General features: G+C 67.1%; 14 protein-coding genes. 9 read left to right on the forward strand and 5 right to left on the reverse strand.

Going from position 1 to position 15,468, the window contains the following annotated elements:
* Positions 1 to 53: 53 nt before the first annotated feature.
* Positions 54 to 989: an ATP-binding cassette domain-containing protein gene (locus tag ASD75_RS10930; protein WP_056745575.1), complete on the forward strand. Its 936-nt coding sequence runs from the start codon at positions 54 to 56 to the stop codon at positions 987 to 989.
* On the opposite strand, the gene ASD75_RS10935 is transcribed toward ASD75_RS10930, so the two are convergent.
* Together ASD75_RS10935 and purT are read right to left on the reverse strand one after the other, a co-directional pair.
* Complete coding sequence (locus ASD75_RS10935; protein WP_056745577.1) at positions 964 to 3,375, reverse strand: bifunctional diguanylate cyclase/phosphodiesterase; 2,412 nt, start codon at positions 3,373 to 3,375, stop codon at positions 964 to 966. The genes ASD75_RS10930 and ASD75_RS10935 overlap by 26 nt on opposite strands.
* A 63-nt stretch (positions 3,376 to 3,438) precedes the next feature.
* A complete protein-coding gene (purT, locus tag ASD75_RS10940; RefSeq protein ID WP_056745579.1) occupies positions 3,439 to 4,641 on the reverse strand; it encodes a formate-dependent phosphoribosylglycinamide formyltransferase in 1,203 nt (400 codons plus the stop codon).
* A gap of 108 nt (positions 4,642 to 4,749) precedes the next feature.
* Between purT and ASD75_RS10945 the strand changes: the two genes are divergently transcribed.
* From ASD75_RS10945 to ASD75_RS10980, 8 genes are all read left to right on the forward strand, one after another.
* Positions 4,750 to 6,381: a sigma-54-dependent Fis family transcriptional regulator gene (locus ASD75_RS10945; RefSeq protein ID WP_056745582.1), complete on the forward strand. Its 1,632-nt coding sequence runs from the start codon at positions 4,750 to 4,752 to the stop codon at positions 6,379 to 6,381.
* Positions 6,382 to 6,615: 234 nt separating this feature from the next.
* Entirely contained in the window at positions 6,616 to 7,527 is a 912-nt protein-coding gene (locus ASD75_RS10950) for a sulfurtransferase (protein ID WP_056745584.1), read from the forward strand.
* 85 nt (positions 7,528 to 7,612) lie between these two features.
* The gene (locus ASD75_RS10955) at positions 7,613 to 8,182 is read left to right on the forward strand and encodes an OsmC family protein (protein WP_008905298.1); all 570 of its coding nucleotides are present in this window, start codon (positions 7,613 to 7,615) and stop codon (positions 8,180 to 8,182) included.
* 151 nt (positions 8,183 to 8,333) lie between these two features.
* Positions 8,334 to 9,491, forward strand: coding sequence for an acyl-CoA dehydrogenase family protein (locus ASD75_RS10960; RefSeq protein ID WP_056745586.1), 1,158 nt, complete (start codon positions 8,334 to 8,336; stop codon positions 9,489 to 9,491).
* A complete protein-coding gene (locus ASD75_RS10965; RefSeq protein WP_056745588.1) occupies positions 9,488 to 10,813 on the forward strand; it encodes an FAD-dependent oxidoreductase in 1,326 nt (441 codons plus the stop codon). The genes ASD75_RS10960 and ASD75_RS10965 overlap by 4 nt, the downstream gene beginning before the upstream one ends.
* A 156-nt stretch (positions 10,814 to 10,969) precedes the next feature.
* Entirely contained in the window at positions 10,970 to 11,548 is a 579-nt protein-coding gene (locus tag ASD75_RS10970) for a DUF3455 domain-containing protein (protein ID WP_055396334.1), read from the forward strand.
* Between the two features lie 98 nt (positions 11,549 to 11,646).
* The gene (locus ASD75_RS10975; RefSeq protein ID WP_055396332.1) at positions 11,647 to 12,213 is read left to right on the forward strand and encodes a sigma-70 family RNA polymerase sigma factor; all 567 of its coding nucleotides are present in this window, start codon (positions 11,647 to 11,649) and stop codon (positions 12,211 to 12,213) included.
* Positions 12,210 to 12,980, forward strand: a complete 771-nt coding sequence (locus ASD75_RS10980; RefSeq protein ID WP_056745590.1) for an anti-sigma factor domain-containing protein — start codon at positions 12,210 to 12,212, stop codon at positions 12,978 to 12,980. The genes ASD75_RS10975 and ASD75_RS10980 overlap by 4 nt, the downstream gene beginning before the upstream one ends.
* 196 nt (positions 12,981 to 13,176) lie before the next feature.
* Here the strand turns inward: ASD75_RS10980 and cynS are convergent, their stop codons facing one another.
* The 3 genes from cynS to ntrB all read right to left on the reverse strand — a co-directional run bounded on the left by cynS (position 13,177) and on the right by ntrB (position 15,467).
* Entirely contained in the window at positions 13,177 to 13,620 is a 444-nt protein-coding gene (gene cynS, locus ASD75_RS10985; RefSeq protein WP_008905293.1) for a cyanase, read from the reverse strand.
* Positions 13,621 to 13,732: 112 nt separating this feature from the next.
* Entirely contained in the window at positions 13,733 to 14,608 is an 876-nt protein-coding gene (locus ASD75_RS10990) for an ABC transporter ATP-binding protein (protein WP_056745592.1), read from the reverse strand.
* Positions 14,598 to 15,467, reverse strand: a complete 870-nt coding sequence (gene ntrB / locus ASD75_RS10995) for a nitrate ABC transporter permease (RefSeq protein WP_056745594.1) — start codon at positions 15,465 to 15,467, stop codon at positions 14,598 to 14,600. The genes ASD75_RS10990 and ntrB overlap by 11 nt, the downstream gene beginning before the upstream one ends.
* Position 15,468: the final 1 nt, after the last annotated feature.

The raw sequence follows: 15,468 nt of genomic DNA on the forward strand, positions 1-15,468 counted from the left end.
GCAAAAATCCGTCCCCAAGCACCACGGACGCACTCGTCGCACACAATCCCTCCATGACCGCACTTTTTGAAGCCCTGCACCTGCGCAAACGTTATGGCGAGACCACGGTGGTGGACGACGTGTCCTTCGCCATTGCTCCCGGCGAATGCCTGGGGGTCATCGGCCCCAACGGCGCGGGCAAGACCACCACCATCCGCATGTGCCTGGGCCTGGCGTCGCCAGACGGGGGCGAAGTGCATTTCACGCCCCAGCCCGGCACGGCCCCGCTGCTGATGCCCCGCGATGCACTGGCCATCAAGGCGCAGCTGGGTGTGGTCACGCAGTTCGACACCCTCGACCCGGACTTCACCTGCGCCGAAAACCTGCGCGTGTTCGGCCGCTACTTCGGCCTGAAGGGCCCGGTGATGGACGAGCGTGTGCCCCAGTTGCTGGAGTTCGCGGCCCTCACCCACAAGGCCGACGCCAAGCCGGGCGAGCTGTCGGGCGGCATGAAGCGGCGCCTCTCGCTGGCGCGCGCCCTGGTCAACAACCCGCGCCTGCTGCTGCTGGACGAGCCCACCACCGGCCTGGACCCGCAAGCCCGCCACCTGATGTGGGAGCGCCTGCAACTGCTGCTGCAGCAAGGCAAGTCGATCCTGCTGACCACCCACTTCATGGACGAGGCCGAGCGCCTGTGCTCGCGCCTGCTGGTGCTGGACCACGGCCGCAAGATTGCCGAAGGCCGCCCGCGCGAACTGATCGCCCAGCACCTGGAGCCGGATGTGGTGGAGGTGTTCGGCGTGGGGGCCGTCCAGATGGCCGAAGACACCGCGCTGCGCGCCCTGGCCGCCCGCGTGGAAATCAGCGGCGAGACCGTGTTTTTCTACACCCAGAACGCCCAGCCGCTGCTGCAGGCCTTGGCCGCACACGGCCACCTGCGCACGCTGCACCGGCCGGCCAATCTGGAAGACCTGTTCCTCAAGCTCACGGGGCGGCAGATCCGGGAGTGAGGTCGGCAGGGCGGTCTGCCAGCCGCCCCTGCCACCAGCCTTCGAGGGCTTGCGGTGCGCAAGGCTGCGAGAACAGATAGCCCTGCAGTTCGTCGCACCCCAGCCGGGTCAGCCACTGTGCCTGGTGCTCGGTTTCCACGCCCTCGGCCACCGTGCGCAGGCCCAGCTTTTGCGCCAGGGCCACGATGGCGTCCACCAGTGCTTCGCCCCGGTCATTGCTCCCCAGGTCGTTGACGAAAGAGCGGTCGATCTTGAGCTTGCGCACCGGAAACCGCTTGAGCTGGCTGAGTGACGAATAGCCGGTGCCGAAGTCGTCGATGGCCAGCTGCACACCCAGAGCGGTGAGGCGCTGCATGGTCTGCAGGGCCTCCTCCACGGGCTCCATGATCGCGCTTTCAGTGATCTCCAATTGCAGCATCCGGGGTGGGCACCCGGTGCTTTGCAAGGCGCGGTCCACCACCTGGTCCAGCTCGGGCTCCTGGAACTGGCGCGCCGAGAGGTTCACCGCCACCGGGATCTCCCCCCAACCGGCATCCAGCCACCGGCGTGCCTGCGCGCAGGCCTCGTTCAGCACCCATTCGCCCAGGGGCACGATCAGCCCCGTTTCTTCCGCAATGCCGATGAACTGCAGCGGAGACACCAGCCCACGCTCCGGGTCCGCCCACCGCACCAGCGCCTCCACCGACGACACGCGCCCCGTCCGCGCATCCATGATGGGCTGATAGTGCAGGCGCAGCCCGTCGTGCTCGATGGCATGGCGCAGGCCCGCCTCCACCCGCAGGCGCTCCGTCAACACCTCCGTCATGTGCGGGCTGAAGAAAGCCAGCCGGTTCCCACCCAGGTCCTTGGCGTCGTACATGGCCACATCCGCATTGCGCAGCAGGAGATCCCCGGAGTCCCCATCCTGCGGGAAGACCGCAATGCCCAGGCTGGTGCCCAGTAACCAGCTGGACGTGCCGGTCTCCACAGGCAGGGTCAGCGCCCGCACAATGCGCCGCGCCATGGGCGCCACCACGGCCGGGTCCGGCAGGTCGGGCAGCACCACCACAAACTCATCCCCTCCCGGCCGGGCCACTACATCGCCAGGACGCACACAACCCTGCAACCGGGCCGCCACCTCCTTGAGCAAGGCATCGCCCCGGGCATGGCCCAGGCTGTCGTTCACCCCTTTGAACCGGTCCAGGTCCATGGCCAGAACGGCCACGCAGTGGCCCTGCTCCCGCGCCCGGTCCAACGCCGCGTCCAGCCGCTCCGTGAGGCTGTAGCGGTTGGCCAAGTCGGTCAGGGGGTCTCGCCGCGCCTGGCGCTCCAGCGTCTCCGTGTGTTGCGCGATGGACTGCTGCTGGCGCAGCAGGGACTCCGCCATCCGGTCCAGTGCCCGGGCCACCTGCCCCAGCTCTCCCGGGGGATAGGGTGTACCAATGGGTTCGGCGTAGTTGCCAGCATCCATGCGGCCAATGGCGCGGATGGCGCGCATGGCATGGCGGCGCACCGCAAATTCCACCAGCAGAAAAGCAGCAACGAACACGATGACCGCCAGTGCCAGCACCCCCAGCAGTGCGCTCCGGAACTGGCGCTCCACCGGGCCACGCAGGTCGTCCTCGGGCACGGCCAGGGCCAGACGCAGATCCGAGCCCTGTGCGCGCGGCAACTGGGCGCGCACCCAGACGCGACGCACGCCATCGGCCCCCTCCATCACGGCATGCCCTTCGACCGCTTGCAACATGAAAGTGCGTTCGGCGTCCCCCAGGGTCAGCGGCGCCACCTCCGGCCGGCGGAAGTCCATGACCACCGAACCGTCGGCATTCCATACCTGCAGATGCATACGCTCATAGCGCTGTGCATGCACCGTGGCCTGCCCGTAGTCCTGCATGTCGAGCGAGGCCAGCAGGATGAAGCGCAACGCGCCTCCCGCATCGCGCACCGGGTAGGCCACCTGCAGCACTCCCTTGCCCGTCAGGCGGCCTATGACCGCTTCTAGCACCGGCCCGGAGGCCGTCAGCGCACGCTGAAAGTAACTGCGATCCCGGAGGTCCAGCGAACGGCCACTGCGCAGCGAATCACAGAACAAGGAGCCATCGGGCTGGATGGTGAGGATGCCGGTGTACTGAGGATGCTCCTTGAGGACATCTGCCAGGAAATCAGAGCAGGCGGCCTTGTCGCCCGCTGCCAGCAGGGGGACGCGCCCAAGGCCAAACAAGAGCTGCCCGGTACCAGCGATCTTGTCGTCCAGGTTGCTGGCAATGATGCTTGCCCGGGCCACCAGCCGGTCGCGCGCCTGTCCGGTGGTGGTCACCCGAAACTCCAGCAGCAGCCACACCAGGGCCGGCACAGGCAACAAAGAGGCTGCCAGCACCAGCCACAGGATCCGCGCACTCAGGCTCACAGGGGTTTCTCCTTCAGAAGCGCCGTCGTCGCACCGGCCCGCCGCAACAGCGGCCGCAGGCTTTCAGGCCACGCGGGGCCTGACCTTGCTCGCCGCCAGCTTGGCGTTCGCACGCGCCGTGTCCACATTCTCAGCCCGCGCCAGCGCCACGCCCATGCGGCGCTTCACAAAACTCTCGGGCTTGCCGAACAGGCGCAGGTCGGTGCCCGGCACGCGCAGCGCTTCTTCCACGCCGTCGAACACGATGCCCTGGGCTTCCACACCGCCGTAGATGACGGCACTGGCGCCGGGGTTGCGCAGACTCGTGTCCACCGGCAGGCCCAGGATGGCGCGGGCGTGCAGCTCAAACTCGCTCTGGTGCTGGGTGCACAGCGTGACCAGGCCCGTGTCGTGCGGGCGGGGGCTCACTTCGCTGAACCAGACGTCCTGGCCCTTGACGAACAGCTCCACACCAAACAATCCCTGGCCGCCCAGGTTGTCGGTGACGGCCTTGGCGATCTGGCGCGACTTTTCGAGCGCAGCGGGGTGCATGGGGTGGGGCTGCCAGCTTTCCACATAGTCGCCGCTCACCTGCACATGGCCGATGGGGTCGCAGAAACTGGTGGTGATTTGGCCGTCGGCGCCCACCGACCGCACGGTGAGCTGGGTGATTTCGTAGTCAAAGTCGATGAAGCCCTCGACGATCACACGGCCGTGGCTCACCCGGCCACCGGCCATGGCGTAGTCCCAGGCCTTCTTGACGTCCGCCGGGCCGTCGATCTTGCTCTGGCCCTTGCCGGAGCTGCTCATCACGGGCTTGACGATGCAAGGGTAACCAATCCCGCCATCAATCGCGGCCTGCAACTCTTCAAGCGAATTACAGAATTTGTACGGGCTGGTGGGCAGGCCCAGCGTTTCGGCGGCCAGCACGCGGATGCCTTCACGGTCCATGGTCAGGCGCGCTGCGCGGGCCGTAGGGATCACGCGCACGGTGCCCACGGCTTCCAGCTCTTCGAGCATGGGGGTGGCGATGGCTTCGATCTCGGGCACCACCAGGTGGGGCCGTTCGGCTTCGATCAGCGCCTTGAGCTGGGCGGGGTCGCTCATGGTGATGGTGCGCGCGTGGTGGGCCACCTGCTGGCCGGGCGCGTTGTCGTAACGGTCCACAGCGATGGTTTCCACGCCCAGGCGCTGCAGCGCGATCAGCACCTCCTTGCCCAGCTCGCCCGAGCCCAGCAGCATGACTTTGGTGGCATGGGGGGACAGAGGGGTTCCGAGGGTGGTCATGGTGGGGGCTTTCGAGAAGGTGAAAAAGTCGGTAAATGGCGGGACGCAGGCGACTTTAATGCACCCGGGCGCAGAACTTGCAATCGCCCTGACATGCCCCCACCGCCCATGCCCTCCCCTTCCAGCACGGCCCGCTCGCACAGCCCCACCGACTGGCACGCCCAGGAGCTGCTGCTGATGCGCGAGGTGATGCGCCTCATCGGCCGCAGCCTGGCGCCCGGCCTGGTGCTGCGCGAAATGCTGCACCTGATGAGCGAACTGCTGGGCCTGAACCGGGGGCGCATCGTGCTGGTGGACGACGCTCCCTCCTCCCCAGCCGGCGCGCCGCGCACCGCCTCCATCCAGCACGCCTACGGCCTCACCCAGGCCGAGGTGCAGCGCGGGCGGTACGCCTGGGGCGAGGGCATCACCGGCCGCGTGCTGGCCACGGGGCAACCTGCCATCGTGCAGGACATTGATGCCGAACCGCTGTTTCTGGCCCGCGCGGTGGAGCGCAGCCAGCTGCCGCCCGAGACGGTGGCCTTCATCGCCCTGCCCGTCGAGGTCAACAACGCGCCCATCGGCGTGCTGGCTTGTCACCGCATCCGCAGCCGCCAGCGCCACCTGAACGACGACCTGGCGGTGCTGCGCGTGCTGGCCACGCTGGTCGGGCAGCTGCTGCAGCTGGAAGCCCTGGTGGCCGAGCAGACGCGGCAGCTGCAGGCGCGCAACGCCGTGCTGGCCAATGCGCTCAACACCAAAAGCGCGCGATACGGGCTCATTGGCAGCTCGCCACCGCTGCTGCAGGCCTTGAGCGAGCTGGAGCGTGTGTCGCAAACCCAGGCCACCGTGCTGCTGCTGGGCCAGTCGGGCACGGGCAAGGAGCTGTTCGCACGCGCCGTGCACCTGGCCAGCGGGCGGCGCGATCGGCCCTTCATCAAGGTCAACTGCTCGGCCATTCCAGACGCGCTGTTCGAATCCGAACTGTTTGGCTACGAGAAAGGCGCGTTCACCGGCGCCAGCACAGCCCGCGCGGGCTGGTTTGAGCAGGCTGACAGCGGCACCATCTTTCTGGACGAGATTGGCGAGCTGCCGCTGGCCCTGCAGTCCAAGCTGCTGCGCACGCTGCAGGAGGGCACGCTGGTGCGCCTGGGCGGGCAGCGCGAGGTCAAGGTCAACGTGCGCCTGGTGGCGGCCACCCACCGCGACCTGGCGGCCGATGTGGAGGCCGGGCGCTTTCGGCAGGACCTGTACTACCGCCTGCATGTGATTCCGATCCATCTGCCCTCGCTGGCCGAGCGGCGCGAGGACATCCGCGCGCTGGCGCTGCACTTTGTGAGCCGCGCCAACCAGGCGCACCAGCGCAACGTGAACCTCTCGCCCGACGCGCTGGCGCGGCTGGAAGAACACCCCTGGCCCGGCAACATCCGCGAGCTGGGCAATGTGATCGAACGCCTGGTGCTGCTGACCAATGACACGCTGGTGGCGCGGGCGGAGCTGGACCGGTTTCTGCCGGCTGCGTCCGCGCCTTTGCCTTCGCCTCCCGCACCACAGCCTCCTGCAGCCATCGCGGCAGCAGAACGCCCAGCCATTGCCCCGGCGCCGCTGGTGCGTGACTACGCGCCGGCCCAGTCGCACAGCGTGGTGGCGCTGCAGACAGCACTGGCCGAGCACCACGGCAACCAGTCGCGTGCAGCGCAGAGCCTGGGGCTGACGCTGCGGCAGTTCAGCTACCGGCTGCGCAAGGCGGGTCTGAAGTGACGACGGACACTGTGTCGACAATTTGTAGACACAGTGTCTGGCGCGGTCTGCTTCACCCTGGCTGCCGACACATGGCCACACCCCACTCACTATCAGATCAATAGCTGCCAGCGCATATTTCACTAGCGCTTCCAGCCATTTCTATTCAAATTTACCCATCTCCACCCGCTCTGGCACACCTGTTGCGATAAGGAAGGCAGGCATCCCGCCCACCACCGCACCGAAAGGTTTTCCATGAGCACCGTGACCGCCACCGCCTCCGACGCCGTCCTCATCTCACCCACCCAGTTGTTGGCCCTGCAAGCCGCAGAACCTGTGGTGCTGATCGACACCCGCGACGCCGACACCTATGCCCTGGGGCACATCCCCGGCGCGGTGAACCTGCGCGAGACATTCACGTATCTCGCCACCTCCACGCCCCAAGGCCTGCAGGAGCTGAAAGACACCTTTGCCGCGCACCTGGGCGCCATCGGCCTGTCGGGCGCAGAGACGGCCGTGTTCTATGAAGATGCGCTCAACAGCGGCTACGGCCAGTCGTGCCGGGGCTACTACCTGCTGACCTGGCTGGGCTACCCCAAGGTCAAGGTATTGAATGGCGGCTACTCGGCCTGGAAGGCGGCAGAGCTGCCCGTCTCCACCGAGGCCGTGGTGCCCACGCCCGCCATCTTCCCCACCCAGCTGGCCACCACCGATGTGATGCTGACCAAGGAGGATGTGATCGAGGCCCTGGGCACCGACACCGTGCTGCTGGACGTGCGCGATGTGGACGAGTGGATTGGCGACAGCTCCAGCCCTTATGGCAAGGACTTTGCTCCACGCAAAGGCCGCCTGCCGGGCGCCAAGTGGCTGGAGTGGTACCGCTTCATGAAGCCCTCGCCCCAGGGTCCGGTGTTCAAGTCGCCCGACGAAGTGCGCGCCGAATGCGCCACGGCGGGCATCAGCCCGGCGGACACGGTGTACCTGTATTGCTTCAAGGGCGCACGCGCCTCCAACACCTTCCTGGCGCTCAAGCAGGCGGGCTTTGCCGATGTGCGCATGTACTTCGGCTCGTGGAACGAATGGTCGCGCGACGACAAGTTGCCGATTGAAAGCGGGCTGCCGCTGGTCAAGTTCCCCAAAAAGCCTGCGCTGGCACTGGCGGCCTGAGCCCCGTGCGTTGTTGCAGCGGGCATGGCCCGCTGCGAACCCTGTCCTTTTTTTTGCATTCCCTTCTCTTTCTCCAAGGAACACCATGTCCACCGATCTGCTGGAACCCTCTGCCCCCGTCACCACCGTGCACACGCACCTGCGCCCCATCGACCGCGACGGGCTGATGGCCTTTGCCGACAAGGGCCGCAACAACCCTGCCAGCCGGGGTACCAACAAGGTCCATACGGTGATGGAGGGGCAGTACCGCTCGCTGAGCTATGTGGGCAACCATGCGCCGGTGGTGGTGGACGAACCCCTGCACCTGTTCGGTCAGGACACGGCGCCTGCGCCCGGCGAGATCGTGCTGTCGGGCCTGGGCGGCTGCCTGGCCGTGGGCATTACGGCCGTGGCCACCTGGAAGCAGGTCAAGCTCAGCAAGATCGAGGTGTTCATGGAAGGCGACATCGGCAACCCCGCCGCCTGGGGTGCGGGTGGCGCATTGCAGAAGACGCCGCCGGAGATGGGCTTCCAAGCGATCCGCGTGAAGGTGCTGGTGGAAGGCGATGCACCGCGCGAGGTGCTGGACGAGATCGTGCAGCACGCCAACTTCTACTCGCCCGTGGCCAACAGCATGCGCAACCCCATCCCCTTCGAGATCAGCCTCGCGGACTGAGGGCGACACACAAAACTCTTCTGGCGTCGTTGCCGCGTCTTGTCGTACTACTCGTACTGCCTGCGACGCAGCGCCTAGCCAGAACCGCTTCGCTGAGTTTTGTGTGCCGCCCCTACCTGACCAACCGTTCCCCGCGCACCCAAGGAGCCCCATGAACCCCGCCGACCTCCCTCCCCAACTCCACCTGGACGGCGCCCTGCGGGGCGATGCGCTGCTGGCCGCTGTGCGCCAGATCGCCCAGGGCCCGCTGGCCGCGCAGGTGGAGGCGATTGACCGCACCGGCTACTACCCCTGCGCCGAGCTGCAGCAGCTGGCCGCCGTGGGCGCGATGAGCGCGCACCTGGACAGCACGGCCGGCCCGGCCGACTACGGCCTGGCCATCCGCGCCATGGCCGAGGCCTCGCGCGTGTGCGGCGCCACCGGCTTCATGATGTGGTGCCAGGCGGTGTGTGGGCTGTACCTGCAGCAATCGGGCAACCCCGAGCTGATGGGCGATGTGCTGCAGCGCCACGCCAGCGGCGCAGGCATGGGCGGCACGGCGCTGTCCAACCCCATGAAGAGCTATGCGCAGATCGAAAGCCTGCTGCTCAAGGCCACGCCAGTGGAGGGGGGCTACCTCATCAACGGCACCCTGCCCTGGGTGAGCAACCTGGGGCCCGACCACTACTGCGGCGCGATTGCGGCGGTGGTGGAGGCCGACGGTGCGGCCAGTCAGCGCGAGGTGATGTTCCTGCTGCGCTGCGATGCCCCCGGCGTGGAGATGCGCGAATGCCCCAGCTTCTCCGCCATGGAGGGCACGGGCACCTATGCACTGCGGCTCAAGGACCATTTCATCGGCACGGCCGACACCATGGCCGACCCTACCCGGCCTTTCATCGCCCGCATCCGCGCTGCGTTTGTGATGCTGCAATGTGGCATGGCCGTGGGCATCACGCAGGGCGCCATCGACTCGATGTGGGCGGTGGAGGCCCAACTGGGCCACGTCAACCAGTTCCTGGAAGACCGGCCCGACGGGCTGCAGGCCGAGCTGGATGCACTGACTGCACGCGTCATGCAACTGGCCCAGACTCCGTTCGACACAAGCACCGATTTCTTCATCGACGTGCTGGACGCCCGCGCCCACGGCGCGGAGCTGTGCCTGCGCGCCGCCCAGTCGGCCCTAATGCACCAGGGCGCGCGCGGCTACCTGATGAGCTCGGACGTGCAGCGGCGCGTGCGCGAGTCGCACTTTGTGGCCATCGTCACGCCCGCCATCAAGCACCTGCGCAAGGAGATCGCCCGGCTCAGCACCGAGGAGATGCCTGCATGACGCCCGCCCTCCCCACCGCCACCACGCCGTCGGTTGCCTCCGAGTTCGTGTTGAGCGCGGCATCACAGGCGCTGTGCGATGCGTTTGCCGACGCGGCCACCCAGGCGCCCTGGCAAAGCTACATCTGCAACGCCTGCGGCTACGTCTACCACGAGGCCGACGGCGACCCCGATGGCGGCCTGCCGCCGGGCACGCGGCTGGCGGACATACCCGACGACTGGGCCTGCCCGCTGTGTGGAGTGACCAAGGCCGATTTTTCTCCGTACGAAGCACCCACGCTGGAGGCGCTGCGGGCGCAGGCCAGCGCAGCGCCAGCCGCCTCCCTTCGCGTGCGTGGCGAGCCGGGCGTGGTCATCGTCGGCGCGGGCCGTGCAGGCTGGCAACTGGCCGAAACCCTGCGCCAACACAGCGCCACGCTGCCCATCACCCTGGTGACGGCCTGCGCGGGCGACCGGTACGACAAGCCTTTGCTGTCGGTGGCCATGGCGCGCCAGCTGGACCCGCTGGCCCTGGTGTCCGAAACCGGTCGCGATGCGGGGCACCGCCTGGGCGTCACCCTGCTGGCCCACACCCATGCCGTGCGCATCTGCGCCGACACCCGCCAATTGCGCACCACGCGGGGCGTGCTGCGCTACGGCCACCTGGTGCTGGCCCACGGTGCGCAGGCCGCCTTGCCTCCGGGCTTGCCCGCCAGCCTGTGCTGGCGCATCAACCACCTGGACGCCTACCAGCGCCTGCGCCAGCACCTGGGCGAGCAGCCCAAGGACGTGCTCATCATCGGCGCGGGCCTGGTCGGCAGTGAGCTGGCCAACGACCTGGCACTGGGCGGCCACCACGTCACGTTGCTGGACACGGCCACCGAACCACTGGCGCGCTGGCACGACCAGCAGGCGGGCCCGCAGCTGCTGGACGCCTGGAAAGACCTGTCCATCCGCTTTGAAGGCGGTCTGCAGGTGGAGCAGGTGGAACGCGTGGGCTCGCGCTACCGCGTCTCCACCACCAGCGGGCGGCGTTTTGCGGCGGACGAAGTGGTGGTGGCTGCAGGCCTACTGCCCCCCCACCGCCTGGCGCAGAGTGCAGGGCTTGATTGGACCCATGGCATTGCGGTGGACGCAGGCACGCTGCAAACCAGCGTATCCCGCATCCATGCACTGGGCGATTGCATCAGCATCGACGGGCAGTGCAGCCGCTACATCGAACCGATTGCCCGGCAGGCGCGCACGCTGGCGGCCGCCATCCTGGGCCAACCGGTGACCCCCTATGAGCACCGGGCGGCCGTGGTGCGGGTCAAGACCACCACCCGGCCACTGACCCTGCATTGAGGCAGCCTCGGGCCCGGGTGGCAATCTTGACCGGGCTGGCATCGGCAAAAAATTTTTGGCATCCACTGCATCCAAACGGCGTTTTCGTGGGTAGTACCTACAGCAGCGCATCTTGTTGCTGCTGTCCTATCAACCCACAGACCAGAGAGAAACGCCATGACCATCCACACGTCCCCCATCTCCCGCCTGCTGCCCCTGACGGGCGCCATTGCCGCCGCCGTGCTGCTGAGCGCCTGCGGTTCGATGATGTCGTCGTCCTCCAAATCCATGTATTCGCAGGACAGCCTGCCCGACAGCATCAAGGTGCCGGCTGGCAACAAGGTGGCGATGGAAACCGTGGGCGTGGGCGAGATCACCTACGAATGCCGCGACAAGGCCAACATGCCCGGCCAGACCGAATGGGTGTTCGTGGGCCCCAAGGCCGTGCTGAATGACCGCAGTGGCAAACAAGTGGGCACCTACTACGGCCCGCCGGCCACCTGGGAGTCGAGCGATGGGTCCAAGCTGACAGCCACCCAGCTGGCCGTGGCGCCATCGGGCACGGGCAACCTGCCCTACCAGCTCGTCAAGGCCAACCCCGCTATGGGTTCGGGCGCCATGACCGGCGTGACCTTCATCCAGCGTGTGGCCCTCAAGGGCGGCGTGGCACCCGCTGCTGCCTGCACCACCGCCAACAAGGGCGAGCGCCAGATCGTGAAGTACCAGGCCGACTACATCTTCTGGAAGGCCGCGTAAACCACGCACACGCAATCCCCTGCCCTACCGCCAGGCGGCTGCGGGTTTGCGGCTACGATGCGCCCACTCTTTAGCCGCGGCCCCGCTGCCTGCACACCGTGCCCGACACCCCTGGCGATTTTGACTACGAAGCCGCTCTGGCCGCCTGCGCAGCGGGCGACCGGCAGGCCATGCACCGCCTGTACCAACAGGAGGGCGCGCGGCTACTGGGCGTTGCGCTGCGCATCGTGCGCCAGCGGGCCCTGGCCGAGGACATCGTGCACGATGCCTGCGTGAACATCTGGACCCGCGCCGCCAGCTACGACCCGCGCCGGGGCAGCGCACGCGGCTGGATCTACAGCGTGGTGCGCAACCTGGCCCTGAACGCCGTTCGCGACGCTGGCCGCCACGTTGATGTGGACGACACCACCACCCAAGCCCTGGAGGCCGACATGTCTGTGCAGGCCCACCATGAGGTCGAGGAAACCTTTGCGCTGAACGCCAGCCTGGGCCGCCTGCAGCATTGCCTGGAGGCCCTGGACCCCGCGCGCCGCAACTGCGTGCTGCACGCCTATGTGGACGGCTGCTCGCACGGAGAAATTGCGGAGCGCCTCGGCGCGCCGCTGGGCACCGTCAAGGCGTGGATCCGGCGCAGCCTGGTTTCGCTGCGGGAGTGCATGGCATGACCGACGTGCGCAACACACCGTCCACCCCCTCGCCGGAAGACCTGAGCGTGCTGGCCGGCGAGTACGTGCTGGGCACCCTGCCCGCTGCCGAGCGCCAGGGCGTGCAGCAACGCCTGCCAGGCGACAAGGCATTGCAACAGGCGGTGGCCGAATGGGAAGCCCGCCTGCTGCCGCTGACCCAGCTGGCGGAGCCCATCGCGCCGCCCGCTGCCTTGTGGGCGCGCATCGACCAGTCGCTGCAGGCCACCAGCGCACAGCCGGCTGCGACACCCGTTGCCGCCCAACCCCGCGCAAAAACCGAGCGCAAGCCATCCGTGCGCTGGTGGGACCACCTGGGCCTGTGGCGGGCCCTCGCCGGCTCGGGCTTTGCCATGGCAGCGGTGCTCGCGGCAGTGCTCGTCACCCGCACCGCCCCAGTGGCCGCGCCGCCACAGTTCATGGTGGTGCTGGTCGCGCCGCAGGACAAGGCTCCGGGCTGGGTGGTGCAGGCCAGCTCGCCCCGGCAGATCAGCCTGATTCCGCTGGGTATGGCCGAAGTACCGGCCGACAAGGCCCTGGAGTTCTGGACCAAGGCCGACGGCTGGAGCGGCCCCGTATCGCTGGGCCTGGTGCAGCCCGGTCAGCCCCTGCAGATCCCGCTGGACAAGCTGCCGCCGCTGCAGCCCAATCAGTTGTTCGAGCTGACGCTGGAACCGCCCACGGGCTCGCCGATTGGCAAGCCCACAGGCCCCATCCAGTTCATCGGCCGCGCCGTCAAGGTGCTCTGACTGTCTTCGTTACCCCACTCGGCGCAATGCATAGGCCCACGCCGGTGTAACGAGCACGGCCTATACCAGCGACCGCCGCGCAAGGGCCGCCAAGCCGCACAGGCGGCGCTTCGCTGACGGGCGCTGGTGGTGTCCCCGTTCCCGAATTGCGCAGCAATTCGAGAGAAAGGGGGAAGGCGCGAAGCGACTCAGGGGGTTAGTACTGTTTATACGGCAGGAATTTTCCGGACAGGACCACATTCACGCGGTCGCCATTGGGATTGGCTTCGCGCTGGATGTCCATGCTGAAGTCGATGGCGCTCATGATGCCGTCGCCAAACTCTTCGTGGATCAGCTCCTTGATGGTGGTGCCGTACACACTCACCACCTCGTACCAGCGGTAGATTAGCGGATCGGTGGGCACTGGCGTGGGCAGCGAGCCCTTGTAGGGCACCACCTGCAGCCACTTCTGCTCTTCGGCGGTGAGGCCGAAGATCTTGCCGACGATCTTGGCCTGCTCAGGCGTGGCCGTCATCTGGCCCAGGCACAGGGCCGTGGTCCATTCCTTGGACTGGCCGACCTTCTTGGCAATGGCCTCCCATTGCAGGCCCTTGGCGACCTTGGTGCTAATGATCTTTTCGGTAACGTCGTTGCGGTTCATGGTGATGGCTCCTTCGGTTGGATGGGTTTTGGAACAGGGAACAGGAACTTCAGGGTGCAGCACTCCCTGCCACCCCAAGGGGCAACACGACAGTGCTGGGTTATTCAGGAAATCAGTGGGCTTTGGCTCTCGTGACCAGAAAGTCCACGATGTGGTTGCGCAGTGCGTAGTAGCCGTCCAGGTGGTGCAGGCTGGTGCGCGTACGTTCGCGTGGCAGCGGGTTCACCACCACCTCGGCGATGCCGCCGGGGCGATAGCCCTCGGGCGTCTCGTTGCCGTTGCTCATGAGCAGGATGCGGTCGGCCAGCAAGATGGCTTCGTCCACATCGTGCGTGATCATGAAGACCGTCTGCTGCGTCTGGCGCACGATGGCCATCAGCTCGTCCTGGATGGTGCCGCGCGTGAGCGCATCGAGTGCGCCGAAGGGTTCATCCAGCAGCAGCATCTTGGGCTGGATGGAGAACGCGCGCGCAATGCCCACGCGCTGCTTCATGCCGCCTGAGAGCTGTGAGGGCTTCTTGTCGATGGCCGGGCTCAGGCCCACCAGCGCCACGAACTTCTCCACATGCGCATCCACCTGGCTCTTCTTCCAGTCGGGCCAGCGCGACTTCACGGCGAACGCGATGTTCTGGCGCACCGTCAGCCAGGGCATGAGCGCGTGGCTCTGGAACACCACGCCCCGGTCCAGACTGGGGCCGGCCACTTCGCGCCCGTCCATGATGACGGTGCCCGAGGTGGCGGTGTCCAGCCCCGCCAGCACGTTCAGGATGGTGGTCTTGCCGCAGCCCGAGTGGCCGATGATGCAGACGAATTCGCCCTTATCGAGCGTGAACGACACATCAGCAAACACGGGCTTGGCGGGCACAAAGGCTTTGCTCAGCCGGTCGATCTGGAGGAAGCCTTGGGTCACGGCAGAGGCCTTTCGTTGCGGGGCGTCAGTGGCAAGAGGGGCTGGAACAGCCGGGCGCTGGGCGACATCACTCCACATAGGTCACCACCTTCTGCAGCTGGCCGAAGGCCAGGTCGAGCAACATGCCCACCACGCCAATCACCAGGATGGCAAAGATCACGTTGGTGAGCGACAGGTTGTTCCACTCGTTCCACACGAAGTAGCCAATCCCCGTGCCGCCCACCAGCATCTCGGCCGCCACGATCACCAGCCAGGCGATGCCCATGCTGATGCGCATGCCCGTGAGGATGGTGGGCGCTGCGGCGGGCAAGATCACCAGGAAGGCCTTGCGCAGCGGGTTGACCTGCAGCGTGGCCGACACGTTGAGCCACTCGCGCTTGACCGATGCCACGCCAAACGCCGTGTTCACCAGCATGGGCCACACCGAGCAGATGAAGATCACGAAGATGCCCGAGATGGATGAGTCCTTGATGGTGTAGAGCGCGAGCGGCATCCACGCCAGCGGGCTGATGGGCTTGAGCACCTGAATGAACGGGTCGAACGCACGGCGCAGCAGCGGCGACATGCCGATGACGAAACCGAGCGGTATCGCCACCAAGCAGGCCAGGCCGAACCCTAGCGCGACCCGGCCCAGCGAATGCGCGAGCTGGATGGCGATGCCCTTGTCGTTAGGGCCGTTGTCGTAGAACGGGTTGGACACGTGCCCCCACACGGTACGGCCCATCTCTGCCAGTGAGGGGAAGCCGCTGCCCTTGGAGCTGGCGCCTGGGTCCTTGCCCATCATCTTGGCGTACTCGATCTGCTCGGCGGTCATGCCGGCCGTGCTGTTGCCCGCGCCCGAAGAAGCGGTGGCGATGTACCAGATCCCCAGCAGGGCCAGGAAGATGAGCACGGACAACAGGCCCGCGCGCAGGTTGAGGTTCTTGGCGGGAGTCATG

Origin of the sequence: Acidovorax sp. Root568, from assembly GCF_001427445.1 — a bacterium.
Lineage (GTDB): Bacteria > Pseudomonadota > Gammaproteobacteria > Burkholderiales > Burkholderiaceae_C > Acidovorax > Acidovorax delafieldii.

Excerpts from the sequence above, each read along its gene's own strand:
- ASD75_RS10965 (WP_056745588.1), top strand. The coding sequence starts at position 9,488 with ATGACGCCCGCCCTCCCCACCGCCACCACGCCGTCGGTTGCCTCCGAG.
- ASD75_RS10955 (WP_008905298.1), top strand. The coding sequence starts at position 7,613 with ATGTCCACCGATCTGCTGGAACCCTCTGCCCCCGTCACCACCGTGCAC.
- ASD75_RS10980 (WP_056745590.1), top strand. The coding sequence starts at position 12,210 with ATGACCGACGTGCGCAACACACCGTCCACCCCCTCGCCGGAAGACCTG.
- cynS (WP_008905293.1), bottom strand. The coding sequence starts at position 13,620 with ATGAACCGCAACGACGTTACCGAAAAGATCATTAGCACCAAGGTCGCC.
- ASD75_RS10950 (WP_056745584.1), top strand. The coding sequence starts at position 6,616 with ATGAGCACCGTGACCGCCACCGCCTCCGACGCCGTCCTCATCTCACCC.
- ASD75_RS10945 (WP_056745582.1), top strand. The coding sequence starts at position 4,750 with ATGCCCTCCCCTTCCAGCACGGCCCGCTCGCACAGCCCCACCGACTGG.
- purT (WP_056745579.1), bottom strand. The coding sequence starts at position 4,641 with ATGACCACCCTCGGAACCCCTCTGTCCCCCCATGCCACCAAAGTCATG.
- ntrB (WP_056745594.1), bottom strand. The coding sequence starts at position 15,467 with ATGACTCCCGCCAAGAACCTCAACCTGCGCGCGGGCCTGTTGTCCGTG.
- ASD75_RS10990 (WP_056745592.1), bottom strand. The coding sequence starts at position 14,608 with ATGTGGAGTGATGTCGCCCAGCGCCCGGCTGTTCCAGCCCCTCTTGCC.
- ASD75_RS10970 (WP_055396334.1), top strand. The coding sequence starts at position 10,970 with ATGACCATCCACACGTCCCCCATCTCCCGCCTGCTGCCCCTGACGGGC.
- ASD75_RS10930 (WP_056745575.1), top strand. The coding sequence starts at position 54 with ATGACCGCACTTTTTGAAGCCCTGCACCTGCGCAAACGTTATGGCGAG.
- ASD75_RS10960 (WP_056745586.1), top strand. The coding sequence starts at position 8,334 with ATGAACCCCGCCGACCTCCCTCCCCAACTCCACCTGGACGGCGCCCTG.